The organism is Gordonia sp. NPDC003585, assembly GCF_040610755.1.
In the GTDB taxonomy this organism is placed as follows: domain Bacteria; phylum Actinomycetota; class Actinomycetes; order Mycobacteriales; family Mycobacteriaceae; genus Gordonia.
In genome coordinates this window covers 1-19,706 of record NZ_JBEXMX010000093.1, presented here as the reverse complement: position 1 = coordinate 19,706, position 19,706 = coordinate 1, and the positions used below count along the sequence as shown (strand labels likewise).

At 65.8% G+C, this 19,706-nt stretch carries 18 protein-coding genes; 17 read left to right on the top strand and 1 reads right to left on the bottom strand.

Going from position 1 to position 19,706, the window contains the following annotated elements:
- Positions 1–594, bottom strand: a 594-nt coding sequence (locus ABZW74_RS20790) for a PhzF family phenazine biosynthesis protein (RefSeq protein ID WP_355279018.1), incomplete at its 3' end; no start/stop codon positions are given.
- A gap of 565 nt (positions 595–1,159) precedes the next feature.
- Between ABZW74_RS20790 and ABZW74_RS20785 the strand changes: the two genes are divergently transcribed.
- The 17 genes from ABZW74_RS20785 to metG all read left to right on the top strand — a co-directional run.
- A complete protein-coding gene (locus tag ABZW74_RS20785; RefSeq protein ID WP_355279015.1) occupies positions 1,160–1,969 on the top strand; it encodes an ABC transporter permease in 810 nt (269 codons plus the stop codon).
- Positions 1,969–2,829 (top strand): ABC transporter permease, encoded by an 861-nt coding sequence (locus ABZW74_RS20780; protein ID WP_240856465.1) that lies wholly within the window; start codon positions 1,969–1,971, stop codon positions 2,827–2,829. Before ABZW74_RS20785 ends, ABZW74_RS20780 begins: the two co-directional genes overlap by 1 nt.
- Before the next feature lies 1 nt (position 2,830).
- Positions 2,831–4,147 carry an MCE family protein gene (locus tag ABZW74_RS20775; RefSeq protein ID WP_355279012.1) on the top strand — a complete coding sequence of 439 codons (1,317 nt, stop codon included), beginning with the start codon at positions 2,831–2,833 and terminating at the stop codon, positions 4,145–4,147.
- On the top strand, positions 4,144–5,163 hold the full coding sequence (locus tag ABZW74_RS20770) for an MlaD family protein (protein WP_355279010.1): 1,020 nt from the start codon (positions 4,144–4,146) through the stop codon (positions 5,161–5,163). Before ABZW74_RS20775 ends, ABZW74_RS20770 begins: the two co-directional genes overlap by 4 nt.
- A gap of 75 nt (positions 5,164–5,238) precedes the next feature.
- The gene (locus tag ABZW74_RS20765) at positions 5,239–6,282 is read left to right on the top strand and encodes an MlaD family protein (RefSeq protein ID WP_355279007.1); all 1,044 of its coding nucleotides are present in this window, start codon (positions 5,239–5,241) and stop codon (positions 6,280–6,282) included.
- Entirely contained in the window at positions 6,282–7,484 is a 1,203-nt protein-coding gene (locus ABZW74_RS20760) for an MCE family protein (protein ID WP_355279004.1), read from the top strand. Before ABZW74_RS20765 ends, ABZW74_RS20760 begins: the two co-directional genes overlap by 1 nt.
- Positions 7,484–8,626, top strand: a complete 1,143-nt coding sequence (locus ABZW74_RS20755; RefSeq protein WP_355279001.1) for an MCE family protein — start codon at positions 7,484–7,486, stop codon at positions 8,624–8,626. Before ABZW74_RS20760 ends, ABZW74_RS20755 begins: the two co-directional genes overlap by 1 nt.
- On the top strand, positions 8,623–9,891 hold the full coding sequence (locus ABZW74_RS20750) for an MlaD family protein (RefSeq protein WP_240856459.1): 1,269 nt from the start codon (positions 8,623–8,625) through the stop codon (positions 9,889–9,891). The genes ABZW74_RS20755 and ABZW74_RS20750 overlap by 4 nt, the downstream gene beginning before the upstream one ends.
- Positions 9,881–10,603, top strand: a complete 723-nt coding sequence (locus tag ABZW74_RS20745) for a hypothetical protein (RefSeq protein ID WP_355278998.1) — start codon at positions 9,881–9,883, stop codon at positions 10,601–10,603. Before ABZW74_RS20750 ends, ABZW74_RS20745 begins: the two co-directional genes overlap by 11 nt.
- A 53-nt stretch (positions 10,604–10,656) precedes the next feature.
- Positions 10,657–11,571: an oxygenase MpaB family protein gene (locus ABZW74_RS20740; RefSeq protein WP_240856457.1), complete on the top strand. Its 915-nt coding sequence runs from the start codon at positions 10,657–10,659 to the stop codon at positions 11,569–11,571.
- Between the two features lie 51 nt (positions 11,572–11,622).
- The gene (locus ABZW74_RS20735) at positions 11,623–12,465 is read left to right on the top strand and encodes an oxygenase MpaB family protein (protein ID WP_355278994.1); all 843 of its coding nucleotides are present in this window, start codon (positions 11,623–11,625) and stop codon (positions 12,463–12,465) included.
- The gene (locus ABZW74_RS20730) at positions 12,462–13,160 is read left to right on the top strand and encodes a GntR family transcriptional regulator (protein WP_240856455.1); all 699 of its coding nucleotides are present in this window, start codon (positions 12,462–12,464) and stop codon (positions 13,158–13,160) included. The genes ABZW74_RS20735 and ABZW74_RS20730 overlap by 4 nt, the downstream gene beginning before the upstream one ends.
- 58 nt (positions 13,161–13,218) lie before the next feature.
- Complete coding sequence (locus ABZW74_RS20725) at positions 13,219–13,941, top strand: beta-phosphoglucomutase family hydrolase (RefSeq protein ID WP_240856454.1); 723 nt, start codon at positions 13,219–13,221, stop codon at positions 13,939–13,941.
- A complete protein-coding gene (locus ABZW74_RS20720; RefSeq protein ID WP_240856453.1) occupies positions 13,938–16,301 on the top strand; it encodes a glycosyl hydrolase family 65 protein in 2,364 nt (787 codons plus the stop codon). Before ABZW74_RS20725 ends, ABZW74_RS20720 begins: the two co-directional genes overlap by 4 nt.
- 161 nt (positions 16,302–16,462) lie before the next feature.
- Complete coding sequence (locus tag ABZW74_RS20715) at positions 16,463–17,119, top strand: HEAT repeat domain-containing protein (protein ID WP_355278990.1); 657 nt, start codon at positions 16,463–16,465, stop codon at positions 17,117–17,119.
- Positions 17,119–18,117: a HEAT repeat domain-containing protein gene (locus tag ABZW74_RS20710; RefSeq protein ID WP_355278987.1), complete on the top strand. Its 999-nt coding sequence runs from the start codon at positions 17,119–17,121 to the stop codon at positions 18,115–18,117. Before ABZW74_RS20715 ends, ABZW74_RS20710 begins: the two co-directional genes overlap by 1 nt.
- A 55-nt stretch (positions 18,118–18,172) precedes the next feature.
- Positions 18,173–19,706: methionine--tRNA ligase (gene metG / locus ABZW74_RS20705; RefSeq protein WP_355278984.1), on the top strand; the 1,534-nt coding region annotated here is incomplete at its 3' end.

Below are 19,706 nucleotides of genomic sequence, written 5' to 3'. Positions count from 1 at the left end.
GGCCGGATGGGCGCCGACCAGCCCGACGAGGTGATCGCCGAGAGCGGCCATGTTTGGTGTCACGTCCAGCACGCGTTGGGCCGACGGCAGCTGCAGGACCATCCACTCCGGCCCGTTGACGACCCACTGCGCATCCGACACCTCGTCGATCCCGACGCCCAGAGCCGCACACACCTCGTCGACCGTTGTTGCATCGACCGCGCCCGACCGGGTCAACGGCGGCGCGGCAAACGACAACCGCCCCGCCTCCTCCCGGATCTCGACCAGGCCGATCCCGCACTCCTGAACGATCCGTTCCCTACGCGAAGTCCCACCGGCCGCGAGCCAGGCGAACGCCGACCCCAGCGTCGGATGACCCGCGAACGGCAACTCACCGCCCGGCGTGTAGATCACCAGCCGGTAGTCGGCGGCAACATCAGCATGAGGCGGGTCGGTGGCAGGCAGCACGAACGTCGTCTCCGACAGGTTCGTCCACCGCGCGAACGCCGCCATCTCGTCGGGCGTCAGTCCATCCCCGTCGAGCACCACGGCGACCGGATTGCCGAGAGTGCCGACCGCCGAGAACACATCCACCTGCGCGAAACGTCTCTTCATGAGTCGTCATCCTGCGGTATGGGCTGGCGGCGGGGCCACCGGTTTTCGGACGAGACTCCCGATGACTCGGGCGCGAGCCGCCCACCCGATGGCCACACGAAGCCCCCACCCGACGGCTGAGGTGCGAGAAAGCCCCTCCCGATGCTGAGGTGCGAGAAAGCCCCTCCCGATGGCTGAGGTGCGAGGAGGCCCCTCCCGATGGCTAGGTGCGAGGAGGCCCCTCCCGATGGCTGAGGTGCGAGGAGCGATAGCGACGAGCCTCGAAGCCCCTGGTGAGCTCAGATTGTCGTCTCACCAGGCCCCTTCGAGGCTCTCGGCTAGCGCCTCGAGCACCTCAGGGAGCGGCGAAAGCTGGCGCCTCGAGCACCTCAGGGAGCGGCGAAAGCTAGCGCCTCGAGCACCTCAGGGAGCCGCGTGAACCCCAATTCTGGTCGATCGACCAACTCAGGAGTTGATTTCATATATGAAACACGATAGCTTTCCGTTGCGATGCGGGTCACACCATACGCAGTAGGTGCGACCCGTCTCGCCGCTTCAAGAGCGCGCACGATGACAGGGGGTCACATTGGCGTTCGAGCTGCCCGCATCCAAGGGGCCGGTCCGCGATCTCGCGAACGAGGCCGGCCACACTCTTGGATTCGCACTCCAGGCCATCGGGGCCCTCGTCGTCGCCACATTTCGACGTCGACTGTCGATCGCCGAGACGCTGAACCAGACCGTCTTCATCGGACGGGTCAGCACCGGACCGTCGCTGCTGCTGATGATTCCCGTCGGTGTCTTCATCGCCGTCTCGGTCGGTGAACTCGCCGGCCGGATCGGGGCCGGCGGATACTCCGGTGCGGTCGTCGCCTTCGTCATCGTCGGTCAGGCCTCGGCCCTCGTCTGCGCGCTCATGATGGCCGGTGTCGCCGGTTCCGCGATCTGCACCGACCTCGGCTCCCGCAAGATCCGCGAAGAGATCGACGCGATGGAAGTCATGGGGCTCAACGTGATCGAGCGTCTCGTCGCGCCGCGCATCCTGGCCGCGATCATCGTCTCGCTCGTGCTGTGCTCACTGATCACCGTGACCGGCGTCGGGGCGTGCTACCTCTACCACATCTACGTCCAGCACCTGCCCGCCGGCGCTTTCATGGCGACCTTCAGCCAGTACGGACGCTTCTCGGACTTCGTCATGGCGCTGGTGAAGGCGACCATCTTCGCGCTGACATCCACAATCGTGGCCACCTTCAAGGGATTACACGCCCGAGGCGGACCACGCGGTGTTGCCGACGCGGTCAACGAGGCCGTCGTCATCGCCTTCGCGCTGGTGTTCATCTTCAACACGATCCTGTCGCAGCTGTACACGGTGATCGTCCCGGCGGTGGGAGCGTACTGATGGTTTCCGCAGACTTCTCCTTGCGCGTCCAGCGCCGCACTTCGGCTCGGCTGCAACAGTTCACGTCCGGTCTGGTCCGGCTCGGCGAGTTCGTCACCTTCATCTGGCGCTCGATCATCGCGATCCCGTTCACCCTGGTGCACTACCGCAAGCACGTGCTCAACCAGATCGCCGAGGTCACCTTCGGTTCCAAGTCCCTGCTCTCCGGCGGCGGCACCCTCGGCATCGTGTTGGCCATGTCACTCGCCGCGGCCATGATGCTGGGTGTCGAGACCTACCGCGGACTCCAGTTGGTGGGGATGACCTCGCTGTCGGGCATGCTCGCGGCGATCGCCAACACCCGCGAACTCGCGCCCGTCGTCGTCGGAATTGCGTTGGCCGCCAAGGTCGGAACCGGATTCACCGCACAAGTCGGCGCGATGCGCATCTCCGACGAGATCGCGGCGCTGGACTCGATGGCCATCCGGTCGATCCCGTTCCTCGCGACCACCCGCATGATCGCCGCGATGGTCTGCATCCTGCCGATCTACATGGTCGGCCTGCTGGCGAGCTACATCGCCACCCGCCTCGTGGTCGTCTGGTACAACGGCGAATCCTCGGGCACCTACGACTACTTCTTCCATCTCGCCCTCACCCCCACCGACCTGCTCTACTCGGCGACCAAGGCGATCGTCTTCGCCGCCATCGTGGCGCTCGTGCATTGCAGCTATGGCTATTTCGCCTCCGGCGGACCCGAGGGTGTCGGCCAGGCCGCCGGCCGCGCGCTGCGCACGTCGATCCTCGCGATCGGCATCTTCGACGTCATCTTCACGTTCGGACTCTGGGGCCTGGTCCCGCAGATTCCGGGATTCGGAATCTGAAATGTCGGTCATGCTGCCCGGAAATCCCGTGTCCCGCACGTCCTACATCCTGCGTGCCCTCATCGCGACCGTCCTCGTGGGCACTTTCGCCATCTGGATGGTGGCCCGAAGCACCGGCGTTCTCGAGACCGAACCCGAGATCCACGCCGAGGTGCCGGTCGAGGCCGGTCTCATCACCACCGGCGCACCCGTGCGCTACCACGGCGTCAAGGTCGGCGAGATCAGCTCGATCGACGCCGGCACAACGTCGTCGCAGGTCAGTCTCGCCATCAAAGAAGACGAACTGTCGAAGATCCCGAGCACCGTCGTCATGCGGGTTCTTCCCCGAACGTTCTTCGGCGACATCTATGTTCAGCTCGTCGACAACTCGCTGGCCCCGGCCGGGTCCACCGAGTCGCTCAGCGACGGTGACGAGATCAAGATCGACGCCGGACCCGACGCGATCAACCTGTACGACATCTTCAGCAAGCTCTCCAGCGTCCTCGCCGAAGTGCAGCCGGAGAAGATGAACATCGCGCTTGCCGCGGTCTCGCAGGCAATCGGTACCAGCGGTGGAGATCTCGGGATCATGATCGACGACTGGTGGCAGGCGTCGCGTGAACTCGAATCGACCATCAACCGATTCATCGACTCGACGCCGCGGTTCCGTGCCGTCGTCGAAAGCCTGCGTCGCGCAACACCATCGATCACCCGGACCCTGCAGTCGACCACCTCGATCTCCCGTGGGATCGTGGAACACCAGGAGAACCTCGGCGCCTTCCTCGCCTCGGCCTCCGGCTTCGTCGGGAGCGTCGCCCCGTTCATCGCGCAGCAGCGCAAGAACCTCATCACGGTGCTGAGTTCGACGAACGTCATCCTGTCGACCGTCGCGCAGAACCCGTCGGGCATCACCGACACCGTCACCGAGGCCGCCAAGTTCGGTGCCGCCGGCACCATCCTTTTCTCCAGCGGACGGTTCAACATCACTGCGGTACCGACGTTCTCGCAACCGATGCCGTACACGGCCGCCAACTGCCCGACGTATGTGAACCTGCGCGGCCAGCAGTGCTTCGGCGCCGGCAATGGCCTCGGTACCGGTCCGGTGCGCGCGCCCGGCGCCCCCAACCCACCGTTGCTGTCGCCTCGGCAGACCGCGCGGCCGGGCTACACACCGTCCGGCTTCACCGGACCCGCCGTCATCGACGGTGCTGCCGAAGCGCCCACCTTGGCCGGGCTCGAGACCCAGCTGCGCGGCGGACCGGTGGCGGCGACCCCGAACCCGGCGACCACATTGATGCTCGGCCCGATGCTCCGCGGAAACGAGGTGAGGGTGCGATGACCCGCCTGTCCTGGGTGACCGTCGTCAAGTCGATGTCCTTCGTGATCATCGGCATCATCGCGGCCGTGATCGTCAGCAACACTCTGCGCGTTCCGGTTTCGGGTCCGACGACGACCTACAGCATCCAATTCACCGACGCCGAAGGCCTGCTGGAAGGCAACCCGGTGACCATGTCCGGCGTGCGGATCGGACGGGTGAAGAAGATCGAGTTCAGCCCGCAGCCCGACGGCACCGCGCTCGCCGACGTCGAGGTCGACATCCAGCAAGACGTCAGCCTTCCCCAGCAGGTGCACGCGTCCATCCGGTACGGCGACATGCTCGGCGCCCGCTACATCGCGCTTTCCCAGGCTCGTCCGGGACAGCCGGGCCGCAACGGCACCGACATCCCGGTCGAAGCGACGTCGGCACCGGTGAACCTGACCGCTCTCATGAACGGATTCCAGCCACTGTTCTCCGCGCTGGATCCCAAGCAGGTCAACGAACTCGCCCGCGGCTTCGTCGACACCTTCGAGGGTCGCCAGGGTTCGGTCCAGTTGCTGCTCAAGCAAATCGGCAGCATGGGATCGAATCTGTCGGCCAACAGCGCGATCTTCGCGCAGCTCGTCACCAACCTCAACGAGCTCATGGGCACGATGGATTCACACAACCCGCAGCTCACCCAGCTGTTCAACGGGCTGAGCTCGTTGACGTCGGCGGTGGTCGGCGACAGCGGACAGTTCGCGGCCCTGCTCACCAGTGGCGACCGCGCGGTGTCCTCACTGGCGCAGATGATGACGTCGGCCGGCGGCAACTTCCAGCAGGCCCTCACCGGCCTGGAAGGTGTCACCTCGACCTGGGTCGCCCACACCCCGCAGTTCACGACATTCCTCAAACAGTTCCCGGTGCTCGCGCAGAAGATCAACCAGAGCGGACGCTACGGCGGCTTCATGATGCTCTACCTCTGCAACTTCACCCTCAAGGCGTTCAACCTGGAGGCCAACATCTTCGGTCCGCAGCACTCGCCGGTCTGCATGTGAGCGAATGCGACAACCCGTGACCACCAACGACTTGCCCATCAGCCGACAGCCGGAAAGAAAGTAGGAGCCCAGCCCGTGTTTCTGGTCAGACTCATCGACGTCTTCGTCGGAATCTTGGAGTTCGTCTTCAAGTCCGACAAGCGTGCCCAGGGTGCGTCGGCGGCCGTGCTGGGTACCGCCGGGATCATCACCCTGCTGACACTCATGCTGATCGCCCTCGGCGTCCCGCAGCTCAAGTACCACGCCGAAACCTCGCCGTTCACCGCCGAACTCAAGAACGCCTCCGGCCTCACCACCGCCGATCCGGTTCTGGTGGCAGGTGTTCCGGCCGGCCGCATCGAGTCGATCGACCTGGCCGGCGACAAGGTGCGGGTCGGTTTCCGCCTCGACAACGGCCAGCCGCTCGGAAACCAGACCCGCGCCACGGTGCGACTGCGGACCGTGCTCGGCAAGCGCTACCTGGAGATCATCCCGGCCGGCTCCGGCCAGGTGGGTCCCGACAACACGATTCCGTTGTCGCGCACCACGGTTCCGTACAACCTCGACGACATCTCCAGCGCGGCGGTGCACACCTCGCGCGACATCGACTCCGACGCGGTGCGCGCAATGATCACCACCATGAACCAGATCGTGCCCAACGGCGACACCCTCGATCAGTCGATCGCCGGTGCGGCCGGTGCCACCGCGGCCATCACCCAGACCGGCACGCAGATCGACCAGCTGCTCGCCATCTCCAAGCGGCTCGCGACAGTGACTGCGCAGCAGAGTGATTCGGTGGCGAGTGCCTTCTCGAGCACCCAGCTGATCGTGCAGACCCTCGCGGTGCGCCGGATCGTGCTGACGCGCCTGGTCGACAACCTCCGGACCATTCTCGCCCAGATGGCCGCCACCTTCCCGAAGATCCCGATGGGGCAACTCGTGACGAATATCCAGTCGGTGACCGGCACGCTGAGCGCCAACGTCACCACCATCGACGCCATCATGAAGCAGTTGCCACCGGCCATCCGGACCATCACCGACGCGACCGGCAACGGCAACTGGGCCGACGTGGTGTCGCCGAGTGCGGTGATCCCGGACAACATGCTGTGTTTGCTCGGTGCGATGCAGGGGTGCCGCTGATGACCTTCCGTCAAGTTCGCGAAGTACGCCGGCGTAAGACCCACGGCGGCAAGATCTTCATGGCACTGCTGCTGGTGGGCGCGCTCGTCGCCGGCTACTGGTACGTCTTTGTCGACAAGGCCGACACCCGAACCGTGCATGCCGAATTCGCCTTCGTCAACGGTCTTTACGAAGGCTCCAAGGTCACGGTGCTCGGCGTCCACATCGGCCGCATCGAGACCGTCGAGCCGGCCGGCAACCACGTCAACGTCACCCTGAGCATGCCGGCCGACGTGAAGTTGCCCGCCAATGTCCAGGCGTACGTGCTGAATCCGTCGGTGATCAGCGACCGCCACCTCGAACTCGGCCCGGCCTACACCGGCGGACCGCAGTTCCCCGACGGCGGCACCATCCCGATGGAACACACCCACTCCCCCATCAGCTTCGACCAGCTGCTCGACAGCATCGGCACGCTGACCAAGATCATGGGCCCTGCACCGGGCGGCGCAAACAACAACGACCCCAACGGCATCGGCACGCTCTTGGCCGCCACCGCAAAGTCGTGGGACGGACGCGGCGAACAGTTCGGCACCATGATGACGGGCCTGGCGTCGGCCTCCGGCGTCTTCGGCGCACGCACCGAGGATCTGCAGGATCTGATCGAGAGCCTCAATCAGCTCATGCAGACCTTCCGCTCCAAGCAGGTGTCGCTGACGGGCCTGGTCGAGGCGATGAGCCGACTGTCCACGCAGTGGGCCGGCGCCAACCAGGACATCACCACACCCATCAACGACCTGCGGATCGTCTTCGACCAGATCAACGGCTTCGTGATGCAACACGGCAACGACGTGGGCGTGGTCGCCGAGAACCTCGAGAACCTCGGCAACACCCTGGTCGCCAACAAGGCCGGGCTCGCCGAGTTCATGGATCTCGCACCGCTGATGATGCAGAACCTGTCGAGCACCATCGGCCCCGACCGTCGTGGTCGGATCCGCCTCAACATCTCCACCACACTGGCCCAGTTCAAGAAGCTGAAGCCGCTGTGCGATCAGTTCCCGATGCCGATCTGCATCGGGGCAGGCCTCACCAACCCGATCGCCTTCCCGATCAGCTCGTCCGATCCGCTGGGCATCGTCTCGGCGATCACCGGCGGTGCGCTGCCCGTCCGGCCCCCAGCAGTGACACCAGGGAATGGGACACCAGCACCGAGGGGTGGGAACTGATGGCCGGGCGTAAGACCGCACTGCGCGTCGCGACTCTCGCAGCGGCCGTGACGATCCCGCTGTCCGCCTGCTCGGCGGGACTGCAGGATCTCCCGTTGGGTGCCGGCAGCGGCGACTCCTTCGACGTGACCGCCGAACTGATCACCGCCGACGGAGTGGTGTCGGGCGCCGACGTGCGCCACGGTCAGCAGATCGTCGGACGGGTCACCGACATCGGCCTCTACGGCAACCACGCCGAGATCACGATGACGCTCGAGGACGGCACCACGCTGCCCGCCAACACCAATGCGACCGTCGAATTGCCGTCGGCCCTGGGCACTCCGTTCATCCGGCTGAGCGCACCCAAGGATCCCGAGGGCGAACTCAGCGACGGCTCACACCTGCCGCTCGCCCAGACGTCGGTCGGCCCACAGATCGAGAGCACCCTGGCCGCACTCGGAAACATCCTGGGCGGCAGCGGTGTCAGCCAGTTGCAGTCGGTGATGAACAGCCTCAACACGGCGTTCGAGAACCGGTCGGACAAGGTCGGCGATCTCATCGACACACTCAACCGGCTGCTGTCCCGATCGTCGGTGTACACCAACGACTTCAACGCGGCGATCGCCGCTGCAACCGAGGTCAGCAACCTGCTGGTCAGCCAGCGAACCGTCGTCGACGACTTCCTGCAGCAGGCGCCGACCGCCGTTGGAGTCCTTGCCGCACAGCGTGATCAGGTCGCATCGCTGATGCGAAACACCACCACGCTAGCCGTCAATCTCGACGCCGTCGTCAAGGGACGTCAGGCGTCGCTGAACACGATGGTCGCCAACGCGAACATCCTGGTGCAGTCGTTGGCCGCGTTCAACGGGACGGTCGGCACCACGCTGAACAACATGAATTCGTTCATGCGCAACTTCAATCGGGCCATCCGCGGCGACTACCTCGTCTTCGACGGTGCACTCGACATCCCCGGCGGCATCGACCAGATCCTCACCGGCGGGCTGCTGCTCAGCGGCCAGCCGCTGCCGACACCCAAGCAGCTCGAGGACGCCCTCACCGGTGGCCTCGGGCGGCCTCAGAAGCAGGCTCGCGCCAATCGCCCCGCCACACCGCAACCGAGTCCGGCCCGCCCGACGACGACCCGGCCAGGAGCCCCGCGATGACTCACACCACACCCTCGGGAACCAAACGCCGCCACCGGATGCCCAAGCCGCGCACCGGAACCCTGCAGTTCATCATCTTCCTGGTGTTGTCCGCCGTGGTGATCCCCTACGGCATCACCTTCGTGTCCGGGCCCGAGGGGCTGCGCGACAAGATGACGCTGCACGCCACCATGGTCGACGCCTTCGGCCTCACCCCGGGCACCGGGGTCACGCTTCGCGGCGTCGACATCGGCACCGTCAAATCGGTGTCCCTCAGTGACACCGGCGACAGTGCCGACATCGAACTCACCGTCCGGGGCGACACCCTCATCCCGGTCGACTCCGTCATGCAGGTCACCATGGCCTCGATGGCCGGCATCCAGAGCGTCGACATCATCACGCCCGACCAGGAGCCGCCGTTCCTCAAATCCGGTGACAGCATCAAGGCCCCACAGCAATTGCAGCCCAAGCAGATGGACGCCATCATCACCGAGGCCGCATCGGTGTTGCGCAGCATCGGGACCGGCCATCTGAGCACCTTCGGCAACGAGTTCTATGCCGCCTTCAATCACAACGATCAGGCGCTGGCCAAGCTCGTCAGCAACGGCAGCGCGCTCGCCAGTCTCGTCAACCGCAATGCGCCGATCCTGCGTGGTCTCTTCGACGACCTGCTGAGCGTGCTCGGCGCGATGAGCAACAACACGGCGGCCTTCGAGTCGGGCATGCGGTCGGTGGCGAACTTCACCGACCAACTCGACGCCAACCAGCCGACCTTTGTCTACCTGCTCGACCACGGACCGAAGAGCCTGGCGCGCACCCGCACTCTCTTCGATCGTTACCGCGGAACCTTCGGCGGTGTGCTCGCCAACCTGGCCGTCGTCGAGCCGATCATCAGCGACCGAAATGCCGCGCTCACAACCGGTTTGAACACGATTCCGCAGGGGCTGCTCGACCTGCGATCGATCGTCAAGGGCAACCGCGCCGACTTCGCCCTCATCGGCACGCAGGGGCCGGTGTGCATGTTCTACGACGTACCGCGCAGCGCGATCGGCGATCTCACCGTCACCGCACCCAATCTCACCCGCTACTGCCCGCCCGGAAACGGCTACGGACAGCGCGGGGCGGTAAACGCACCGCGACCCAATGGACTCGGAACGACCAACATGACCACCCCGGGCGGGGTTTCCGGGCCGCCCGCAGTCGCCGACCCGCTTCTCATCCCGAACGGCGTCGAACTTCTCCAGTGGTGGCAAGAGCTTCTAGAAAGGGCACGAAGTGGCAACTGATACAACCTCTCTCACCGAGAAGAAGGACACTGAGAAGAACGACACCGGGGCAACCGGCGAGACCGACACGCCCCGCGGCAAGAAGAGCGCTGCCGCACGCACGGCCCCGGTCGCGCGGCGCAAGCAGGCCAAACGGCCGAGCGCCACACGAGACTCGAAGACCGTGGGCCACAACACCGACACCGACACCGACACTTCGAGCGACGTTGCGCCCGAGCGAGGCCGGCCCCGCGCGCTGATCATCAGTGCAGTCAGCCTGCTGTTCGTCATCCTGATCGGCGTGGTCGGCTTCTTCGCCTATCAGTTCCTCTCCGACGACGACGCCTCGAGCGCGGCCGCGCCGAGCACCGCCGAGGCCATCGACACCGCCAAGGATTACGCGATCAAGCTGTCCAGCTTCGACTATCGCGACCTGAACAAGAACCGTGCGGCGATCGCGGCGATGTCGACCCCCGAGTTCGCCGCCAAGTACAGCCAGATGGTCACCGACCTCACCCAGATCGTCACCGACGGCAAGGGCGAGGCCACCGCAACCGTCAGTCACGCAGCGGCCGAGCAGGTCAGCGCAACCGACGCCACCGTGATGCTGTTCGTCGACCAGCAGGCCCGCAACGTGGTCGCACCGACCGGCAAGACCCAGGCCTACCGCATGGTGGTCAAGCTCAAGAACTCCAACGGCCACTGGCTGGTCGACGACATCCAGACGAAGTGATCACAACCGAATAGTGCGTCACCACCCACCGCAGAACACAGAAAGGAACGACGATGGCCGCTAGTTACCTGCCCGTTCTCACCGAGACCGTCCCCGAGTTGACCACCGCCAAAACACGGATCGAGATCGACACCCGCAAACGTCGTTCCACCAGTCTGCGTAAGCCGGCGCGCATCCAGGAGGCCATCGACTTCTGGTCCTTCGCCGGCGGCGCCGCCAACGTCGTCATGCAACTCGGCTGGCCCGAGGTCGCCTACGGCGTCATGGAGTCCAAGGTGGAATCCGGGTCGCTGGTCAAACATCCCTGGAAGCGTGCCCGCACCACCGGCCAGTACCTGGCCGTGGCGATCCTCGGCACCGACGAGGAGAAGGCCGCGTTCCGCGAGGCCGTCAACTCCGCCCACCGGCACGTCAAGTCCGACGCCAACAGCCCGGTCAAGTACAACGCCTTCAACCGCGAACTCCAGATGTGGGTGGCCGCCTGCCTGTTCGTCGGCATCGAAGACACCCACCAGCTGCTGCACGGCGTCATGAACGAGGAAGAAGCCGAGGAGTTCTACCAGTCGTCGAAGACCCTGGGCACCACGCTGCAGGTCCCCGACGACATGTGGCCGGCCAGCCGCAAGGAATTCGACCATTACTGGAACGTGGCCTGCCAGCGCATCGTCATCGACGACACCACCTGCGACTTCCTCAACGACCTGGTCGACCTGCGGATGATCAACCCGATGATCCGGCTGCCGTTCGTGAACCTGCTGCGCTTCCTCACCATCGGCACCCTGCCGCCCATCTACCGCGACCAGCTCGGTCTGGAATGGACCGAGGACGACCGCCGTCGGTTCCAGCACCTGTTCACCTTCGTGTCGGTGGTCAACAAGTTCCTGCCCAAGTCGATCCGCTTCGGTGGCAGCCGAATGCTGATGCGCGACCTGCGTTTCCGCATGAAGCACGACCGGGCGATGGTCTGAGGACCCGGAGTACTGACATTGCGAACCAGGTCGAGACCCGACCTGCAGCGGGTGCTCAACGAACCGGTCATCTACTTGATGTGGCCGCGTGCAGCACTCATGCAGCTCGCCCATGACGACATCGCTCCCACCGAGGTGGAAAGCGGTGTCTACGGGATGCGTGGGGCCCGACGCTGGGCGGGCACCATCAACTACTTGCGTCTGGCCACCTCGGGCGACGACGAGGTGCTTCGTCCGCTGGTCCGTGAGGTCAACCGCATCCACGCCGATGTCCGCGTACCCGCGGGTCATCCGGATGGTCGTCGGCGCCCCGCGTTCGATCCGGGCCACCAGCTGTGGGTGGCCTCGACCTGGTTCGTCAGCATCGTCGACACCTACCAGTTGTTCGTCTCCCCGCTCGACGACGACGTCATCGAGCAGCTCTACCGAGAGTTCCTCCCGGTCGGCACGCTGCTGCAGATGAAGGTGGGCGACTGGCCGGTGGACGTCGCCGCCCTGCGCTCCTACGTCGCCTACATGGAGGGCGACTACCCGGCGCATCGTCCACGGTCGGACCCGGCCGACCCGCCGGAGACGGCCACCCCGGGCGATGTCGCGACGCAGGTCTTCTCGACCTACTCCCTACCCTGGCGACATGTGCGCCAGATACCGCGCGTCCGGCTGATCACCTGGGGCATGGCCGGCGCACAACTTCGATCGATCTACGGCATCGAGTGGACCCCCGCACACGATGTTCGCTTCCGAAGAGCCGTCCGGACAGTACGGTGGAAGCAAGCGTGCTGGCCTGGCCCCTCCCGACGTCGCCACGGCAAGCGCAAGGCCGCCAAGGCGGTCACGCGACTGAAAGAGAACTCCGTGTATCACGACCCCCTGAACCAACGGAGCCGCACATGAGCCCCGCGTCCCTTCGGCGTACCCAACTGACCGACGAGGTCGCCGACTACCTCCGCAACCGGATCATGACCGGACAACTCCGGCCGGGTGACTTCGTCCGGCTCGACGAGACCGCGTCGGCACTCGGCTGCAGTGTGACTCCGGTTCGTGAAGCGCTGGTGACCCTGCGCGGCGAAGGACTGGTCCGCTCGTCACCGCACCGTGGATTCATCGTCGAACCACTCGACCGCGGCGACATCGTCGACATCTTCTGGATGCAGGCGGAATTGTCGTCGCGGCTGGCCACTCACGCCGTCGACACGCCCGACATCGAACGCCATCTTGCCGAGCTGTCCGCCATCGTCGACGACCTCGAGCGGGCGGTCGACGCAGGCTTTGCCGACCGCGTGCTCGCCGGCGAGTTCGCCTTTCATCGCAAGGTGCACCTGATGGCGAACAGCAAGAAACTGGCATGGTTCCAGTACGCCGCGAGCAAGTACAACCCGTTCGAGCTGTACTCCGGCGACGAGACCTGGGGACGCGAGGCGGTGACGAGCCACCGCCTGCTGATCGAGCAACTGCGTACCGGCGATGTCCGCGGTATCCGCGACGAGATCCACGCCCGATTCGCCGACGCGCGCGATCGTCTGATCGCCCAACTCGAGTCGATCGGCTTCTGGGACGACGACTCCGAACCCGCCGCGACTTCGGCCTGAACGCCAGGACACGCGCTAACCGCGCCAGAGCGGCGTCGGACGGGTAGCGTTGCCAAGCGTGTTGGGTTTGCCAGAAGCGATCTCGGTGGCACTGTTCGATCTCGACGGTGTGCTCACGTCCACAGCGGTCTTGCACCGCAAGGCATGGAAGACGGCCTTCGACGACTTCCTCTCCGAACGGGCGGGCGGGACGGACAGTCCCGACTTCGTCGAGTTCACCGATCAGGACTACCTCGACTATGTCGACGGGCGTCCGCGCGAGGCAGGCGTCCGCGCCTTTCTGCACTCGCGTGCCATCGATGACGTCGACGACGACACGATTGCCGCCATCGGCACCGGCAAGAACGAGATGTTCTTGACCGCACTGTCGGAGGGGGGTGTCGAGGCCTACCCGGGTTCTGTGCGCTATCTGAACGCGGCACGCGATGCGGGTCTGCGCATCGCCGTGGTGACGTCATCGAAGAATGGAGCAGCCGTGCTGGATGCAGCCGACCTGTCACAGTTCGTCGAGGTCCGGGTCGACGGCCTCGAGATCGTCGAGAAAGGCTTGGCGGGCAAGCCCGCTCCCGACTCGTTCCTGCTGGGCGCCGAACTGATGGGTGTCCCGCCGGCGCAGGCCGCCGTGTTCGAGGATGCGATCTCGGGCGTGCAGGCCGGTCACGCAGGCCAATTCGGGTTCGTCGTCGCCATCGACCGGCATGACGGTGCGCAGACCGAGGCCATGCGTGCGGCCGGAGCCAGCGTCGTCGTCGGCGATCTCGACGAATTGCTCCCCGCATGAGCGGCCACTCGCCGCAGGAGAGCGGCTTCGGCTTCGAGATCGATCCCTGGCAGCTCAAGCGTTCGGCCGGAGTCGAACTCGACATGCTCGGGGCCACGGAGACGCTGTTCGCGTTGTCCAACGGACACATCGGGCTGCGCGGAACATTCGAGGAGGGTGAGCCGGTCGATCATCCGGGCACCTATCTGAACGGCTTCTACGAGCTACGTGACCTGCCCTACGCCGAAAGTGGTTACGGTTACCCGGAATCCGGCCAGACGGTGGTGAACGTCACCGACGGCAAGATCATCCGGCTGCTCGTCGAAGACGAGCCGATGGATCTTCGCTACGGACGCACCGAAATTCACGAGCGGGTACTGGACTTCCGGACCGGAACCCTGCGCAGACATACGCTGTGGACGTCGCCGACCGGTCGTACCGTGCGCATCAAATCCGAGCGGCTGGTGTCGTTCACCAAGCGCACCATCGCCGCGATCCGCTACGAGGTCGAGCCCATCGGCGAGGACATGAAGCTGGTCCTGCAGTCCGATCTGCTTGCCAACGAACCGGTTCCGGCGCCCGGCAACGATCCACGTCTGGCCGCGGCGCTCGACGCGCCGTTGGTCTCCGATCTCGCAACATGCCGCAACTACTGGGGCATGCTGGTCCACCACACCAAGAAGTCTGGCCTGCACATCGCCGCCGGCATGGACCACGAGATCTACTTCCCGGACAAGGCCGACACGTTCATCCGCGCCGACGCGGACCTGGCCCGCCTCACCATCGCCGCGAATGTGCCGCAGGGCAAGAGCATCACGCTCACCAAGTACATCGGCTACGGGTGGTCGGCGCGACGTTCGGTGCCCGCGCTCCGTGCCCAGGTCGACGCCGCGCTCGCCATGGCGATGGAGACGGGATGGGACTCCCTCAAGGCCGATCAGGTGCATTACCTCGAGGAGTTCTGGCGAGACGCCGACGTCGAGATCGACGGCGACCCCGAACTGCAACAGGCCGTGCGCTTCGCCCTGTTCCACGTCCTGCAGGCCGGCGCCCGCGGGCAGTCCCGCGCCATCCCGGCGAAGGGTCTGACCGGACCCGGATACGACGGCCACACCTTCTGGGACACCGAGAGTTTCATCCTGCCCATGCTGACCTACACCGTGCCCGCGGCGGCCGGCGAGGAACTGCGATGGCGGCATGCGACCATGGACAAGGCCAAGAGCCGCGCCGCCGAACTCGGCCAGCGCGGGGCGATGTTCCCGTGGCGTTCCATCAACGGCGACGAGTGTTCGGGCTACTGGCCCGCGGGCACCGCCGGTGTGCACGTGTCGGCCGACATCGCCAACGCGACCGGCCGCTACCTACGCGCGACGCATGACGAGCAGTTCGAAACCGAGTGCGGCGTCGAGATTCTCGTGGAGACGGCGCGACTGTTCGCCGGGCTCGGACATCACGATGCCAACGGACGCTTCCGCATCGACGGTGTGACCGGACCCGACGAGTACACCGCCGTCGTCAACAACAACACCTTCACCAACCTTGCCGCGCAGCAGAATCTGCGTGACGCGGTGGCCGCGGTCCATCGTCGACCCGATTTGGCCGAGCAATTCGGTGTCACCAATGCCGAAGCCGCACACTGGGAATCGTGTGCCGACGACATGACGATCCCCTACGACGAGGCGCTCGGCGTGCACCAGCAGTGTGAGTCGTTCACCCTGCTCGGCGCGTGGGACTTCGAGTCGTCGGCCGGCCGCTACCCGCTGTTGCTGAACTACCCGTACTACGACCTCTATCGCAAGCAGGTGGTCAAGCAGGCCGACCTGGTGTTCGCGACCTACCTGTTCGGGTCGTCGTTCACGCCCGAACAGAAGCTGCGCAATTTCGACTACTACTACCCGCTGACCGTGCGCGACTCGTCGCTGTCGGCGTGCTGTGAGGCGGTCACCGCCGCCGAGGTGGGATATCTCGATCTCGCCTACGACCTGCTCGCCGAATCGGTGTTCACCGATCTGCACGATCTGCACAACAACGTCAACAGCGGTCTGCACATCGCGGCCCTCGCCGGGGCGTGGACCGACTGCGTCGCCGGGTTCGGCGGGATGCGCGACTTCGGCGGCAACATCACGTTCGCGCCGCGGCTACCGAGCCGGCTCACCTACTTGTCGTTCCGCATGATCGTGCGCGACTCCAAGATCGTCGTCGCGATCGACAAGGATCACGCCACCTACCGGCTGCTCTCCGGACCGCCCATCGACCTCGCCCACCACGGTGAGAAGTTCACCCTGGAATCGGCACCCGTGGCGATGGAAATCCCACCCCTCGAGTACCGCGAACCCCCGAAGGCGCCACACGGCTGCGAACCCTACCGCCGGGAGATCTGACCCACCACCGCCCCCACCGCTGGTCGAGACCACCAGCCAACCCGCACCCACCGCTGGTCGAGCCGACACCGAGCCCCGTGGGGCGAGGCGTCGTGTCGAGACCACCGTTGACCTTCACACGGTGACAAGGTGTTGGGTCATGGGTGAAGGAGGTGGTCCCCATGACCCAGAACAGCACGACCCAGCACCCAGCGACCCGGCACACCGTCGACAACCGACTCGTAGCCGCGCTCGCCGCGCCGAACGCGTCGACTCGACTGCAGGCGGCACTGGCGGCCGGCACGCACGCCGACGCCGGACTCGTCGACACGCTCACCGAACGGTGCGGGGTCGAGCCGGACTTCTTCGTCCGCGACATGTTGACGTGGGCACTGACCCGACTGCCGACCGAGGTCACCGTCGAGCGCCTGATCGTCGAGCTCGGCGCACCGAACCCGCAGGCACGCAGCCAGGCGCTGCACACGCTGTCCAAGATCGGCGATCGTCGGGCCTGGGCCGCGATAACGTCGTCGTTGATGGACGACGACAACGACGAGGTGGCGCGCAGCGCGTGGCGGGCGGCCGTCGCACTGGTGCCGTCGGGCAGCGAAGCTGCACTGGCGAGAACGCTCACAGCGCAACTCGGCCGCGGCGACATCGATGTCCAGCGCAGTTTGAGCCGCGCCCTTGTCGCGTTGGGTGAGGCCGCTGTTCCTGCGCTCGAAAGCGTTCGGGCGCACGCAATTGCCACCGAGCGCCTGATGCTCGACCCCGACACCGACTTCGCGCTGGAGGTCGAATCGGCCAAACGCGTTGCGGCGCTTGGTGACGACGCCTGATGTTGATCGGCGAGGTCGCACGACGCTCCGGCGTCAGCACACGGATGCTGCGTCACTATGACAAGCTGGGGCTCGTGCGACCGACCGGCCGAACCTCTGGCGGCTACCGCGAATATTCGGCCGACGACATCACGCGCCTGCTGCACGTGGAAAGCCTTCGGACACTGGGCATGTCATTGCGCGACATCCACAACGCGCTCGACGACCCCGGCTTCGCACCGTCCGCCCTCGTCGCCGACCTGATCCGCCACACCCGCAACCGGATGGCCGCTGACGCCGACCTTCTCGAACGCCTAGAGCACGTATCGGATGCCGGGCCGACCGATTGGGACTCGGTGCTGCACGTGGTCGCACTCCTGCGCGGCGTCGAATCCGAGCATGCGGCGCTGCGGCAGCGGGCGGCGCTCGAGTCCCCGAGCCCACCCGGGCTGTCGGCCGACAGTCTCGCCGAAGCCGTCCTCACCGAAAGCGACACCAACGTCGCCGGCGCGTTGCGGTGGGCGTTGGCACAGTCTGATGGCGACGGATTATCAGTCCTCGCACAAGGGTTGGACTCGACCGATGTCGATGTGCGACGCCGCGCGGCGACGGCGATCGCGGGCTTCGACGACGATCGTGCAACCGAGTTGCTCCGACGACTACTCACCGACTCCGACGACGAGATCCGTCATCGGAGTGCGCTCGCGCTCGGTGCGCGCGGTGATCAGGTCGCGGTGACGTCGTTGGTCGGCCTCATCGTCGAGGGCCGCCGCGACGTCGAGGCCGCCGAAATACTCGGCACCTACGCCGACGACCCGACCGTCGCCGTGCAGATCGTCGGCACTCTCACCACCGCACTCGGCGACGGGAGCCCAGCCCAGCGCCAACGCCTCGCACAGGCCCTGGCGGAGATTCCGGGTCCGGGTGCGGTCGACGTGCTGACCCAGATGACCACCGATCCCGACGCGACGGTCGCCGGGACCGCGGCGGCGATCCTGCGCCACCGCAACTCGTCGTAGCGGCGTGTACGCCGGTTGGTGGCCCGAACCCCGCGATCGGTAATCTGGCACCACTATGGCCGAGAACCCGACCAGCACCGACACCCCTGCCACCTCGCACGGTGACGGGGGCCCGTTCTACATCACCACCGCGATCGCCTACCCCAACGGCGCACCGCACATCGGCCACGCCTACGAGTACATCTCGGCCGACGTCCTCGCCCGGTTCAAACGGCTCGACGGGTACGACGTGCGGTTCCTCACCGGGACCGACGTGCACGGCCAGAAGATGCAGCAGACCGCGGAGGCCGAGGGCATCCCGACTGCCGAGCTCGCCAACCGCAACTCCGACCGGTTCCAGGCTCTGCAGGACCGCCTGTCGTCGAGCTACGACCGCTTCATCCGCACCTCCGACGAGGACCACAAGCGAGCGTCGGAGGCCATCTGGCAGCGGATGAACGACAACGGCGACATCTACCTGGACAAGTATTCGGGCTGGTACGACGTCCGCGACGAGACCTTCTACGCTGATTCCGAGACCAGCGTGAACGAGGCGGGCGACCGCGTCGCAACCGAATCCGGGCATGTGGTGACGTGGACCGAGGAGGAGACGTACTTCTTCCGGCTGTCCGCCTATCAGGACAAGCTGCTCGAGCTCTACGACGCCGATCCGTCGTTCATCGGTCCCGACGTCCGGCGCAACGAGGTGGTCAGCTTCGTCAAGGGCGGCCTCACCGACCTGTCGATCTCGCGCACCACCTTCGACTGGGGCGTCCCGGTCCCCGACCACCCCGACCACGTCATGTACGTGTGGGTCGACGCCCTCACCAACTACCTGACCGGCGTCGGCTTCCCCGACGACGAGGAAACGCTGCGTCGTTTCTGGCCGGCCGATCTCCACATCATCGGCAAGGACATCATCCGGTTCCACTGCGTCTATTGGCCGGCATTCCTGATGAGTGCGGGGATCGAGCTCCCCAAGCGGGTGTTCGTGCACGGGTTCTTGCTGAACAAGGGCGAGAAGATGAGCAAGTCGGTCGGCAACGTCCTCGATCCCGATGCCCTCGTCGCCGAGTTCGGCCTCGACCCCGTCCGCTACTTCTTCCTGCGCGAGATCTCCTACGGCCAGGACGGTTCGTACTCGACCGACGCCATCATCGCCCGTATCAACGCCGACCTCGCCAACGAATTCGGCAACCTCGCCCAACGCACTCTGTCGATGATCGGCAAGTACTTCGACGGTGAACTACCGGCGCCGGGGGTCTATCTCGACGCCGACACCGAGCTGCTCGCCAAGGCCGACGCGCTGCTCGACGCGGTCCGTGCACAATTCGATGTCCAAGCCATCCACCTCGGGCTGGAAGCGCTGTGGGCGGTGCTGGCCGACACCAACCGCTACATCTCCGCGCAGGAACCGTGGAAGCTGGCCAAGACCGATCTCGGCCGCACCGGAACCGTCCTGTACGTGTGCTCGGAGGTGGTGCGCATCGTCGCCCTGCTCAGCCAGCCGGTGATGCCGACGTCGACCGCGAAGATGCTCGACCTGCTCGCGGTGGGGCCCGACCGGCAGTTCAGCGCGGTCGGCGATCGCCTGGTGCCGGGCACCGCCC

What these genes read in the sequence shown, in the direction of transcription:
- ABZW74_RS20775 (WP_355279012.1), top strand. Translation starts at nt 2,831, where the DNA reads ATGTCGGTCATGCTGCCCGGAAATCCCGTGTCCCGCACGTCCTACATC.
- ABZW74_RS20750 (WP_240856459.1), top strand. Translation starts at nt 8,623, where the DNA reads ATGACTCACACCACACCCTCGGGAACCAAACGCCGCCACCGGATGCCC.
- ABZW74_RS20720 (WP_240856453.1), top strand. Translation starts at nt 13,938, where the DNA reads ATGAGCGGCCACTCGCCGCAGGAGAGCGGCTTCGGCTTCGAGATCGAT.
- ABZW74_RS20780 (WP_240856465.1), top strand. Translation starts at nt 1,969, where the DNA reads ATGGTTTCCGCAGACTTCTCCTTGCGCGTCCAGCGCCGCACTTCGGCT.
- ABZW74_RS20740 (WP_240856457.1), top strand. Translation starts at nt 10,657, where the DNA reads ATGGCCGCTAGTTACCTGCCCGTTCTCACCGAGACCGTCCCCGAGTTG.
- ABZW74_RS20755 (WP_355279001.1), top strand. Translation starts at nt 7,484, where the DNA reads ATGGCCGGGCGTAAGACCGCACTGCGCGTCGCGACTCTCGCAGCGGCC.
- ABZW74_RS20730 (WP_240856455.1), top strand. Translation starts at nt 12,462, where the DNA reads ATGAGCCCCGCGTCCCTTCGGCGTACCCAACTGACCGACGAGGTCGCC.
- ABZW74_RS20710 (WP_355278987.1), top strand. Translation starts at nt 17,119, where the DNA reads ATGTTGATCGGCGAGGTCGCACGACGCTCCGGCGTCAGCACACGGATG.
- ABZW74_RS20715 (WP_355278990.1), top strand. Translation starts at nt 16,463, where the DNA reads ATGACCCAGAACAGCACGACCCAGCACCCAGCGACCCGGCACACCGTC.
- ABZW74_RS20760 (WP_355279004.1), top strand. Translation starts at nt 6,282, where the DNA reads ATGACCTTCCGTCAAGTTCGCGAAGTACGCCGGCGTAAGACCCACGGC.
- ABZW74_RS20770 (WP_355279010.1), top strand. Translation starts at nt 4,144, where the DNA reads ATGACCCGCCTGTCCTGGGTGACCGTCGTCAAGTCGATGTCCTTCGTG.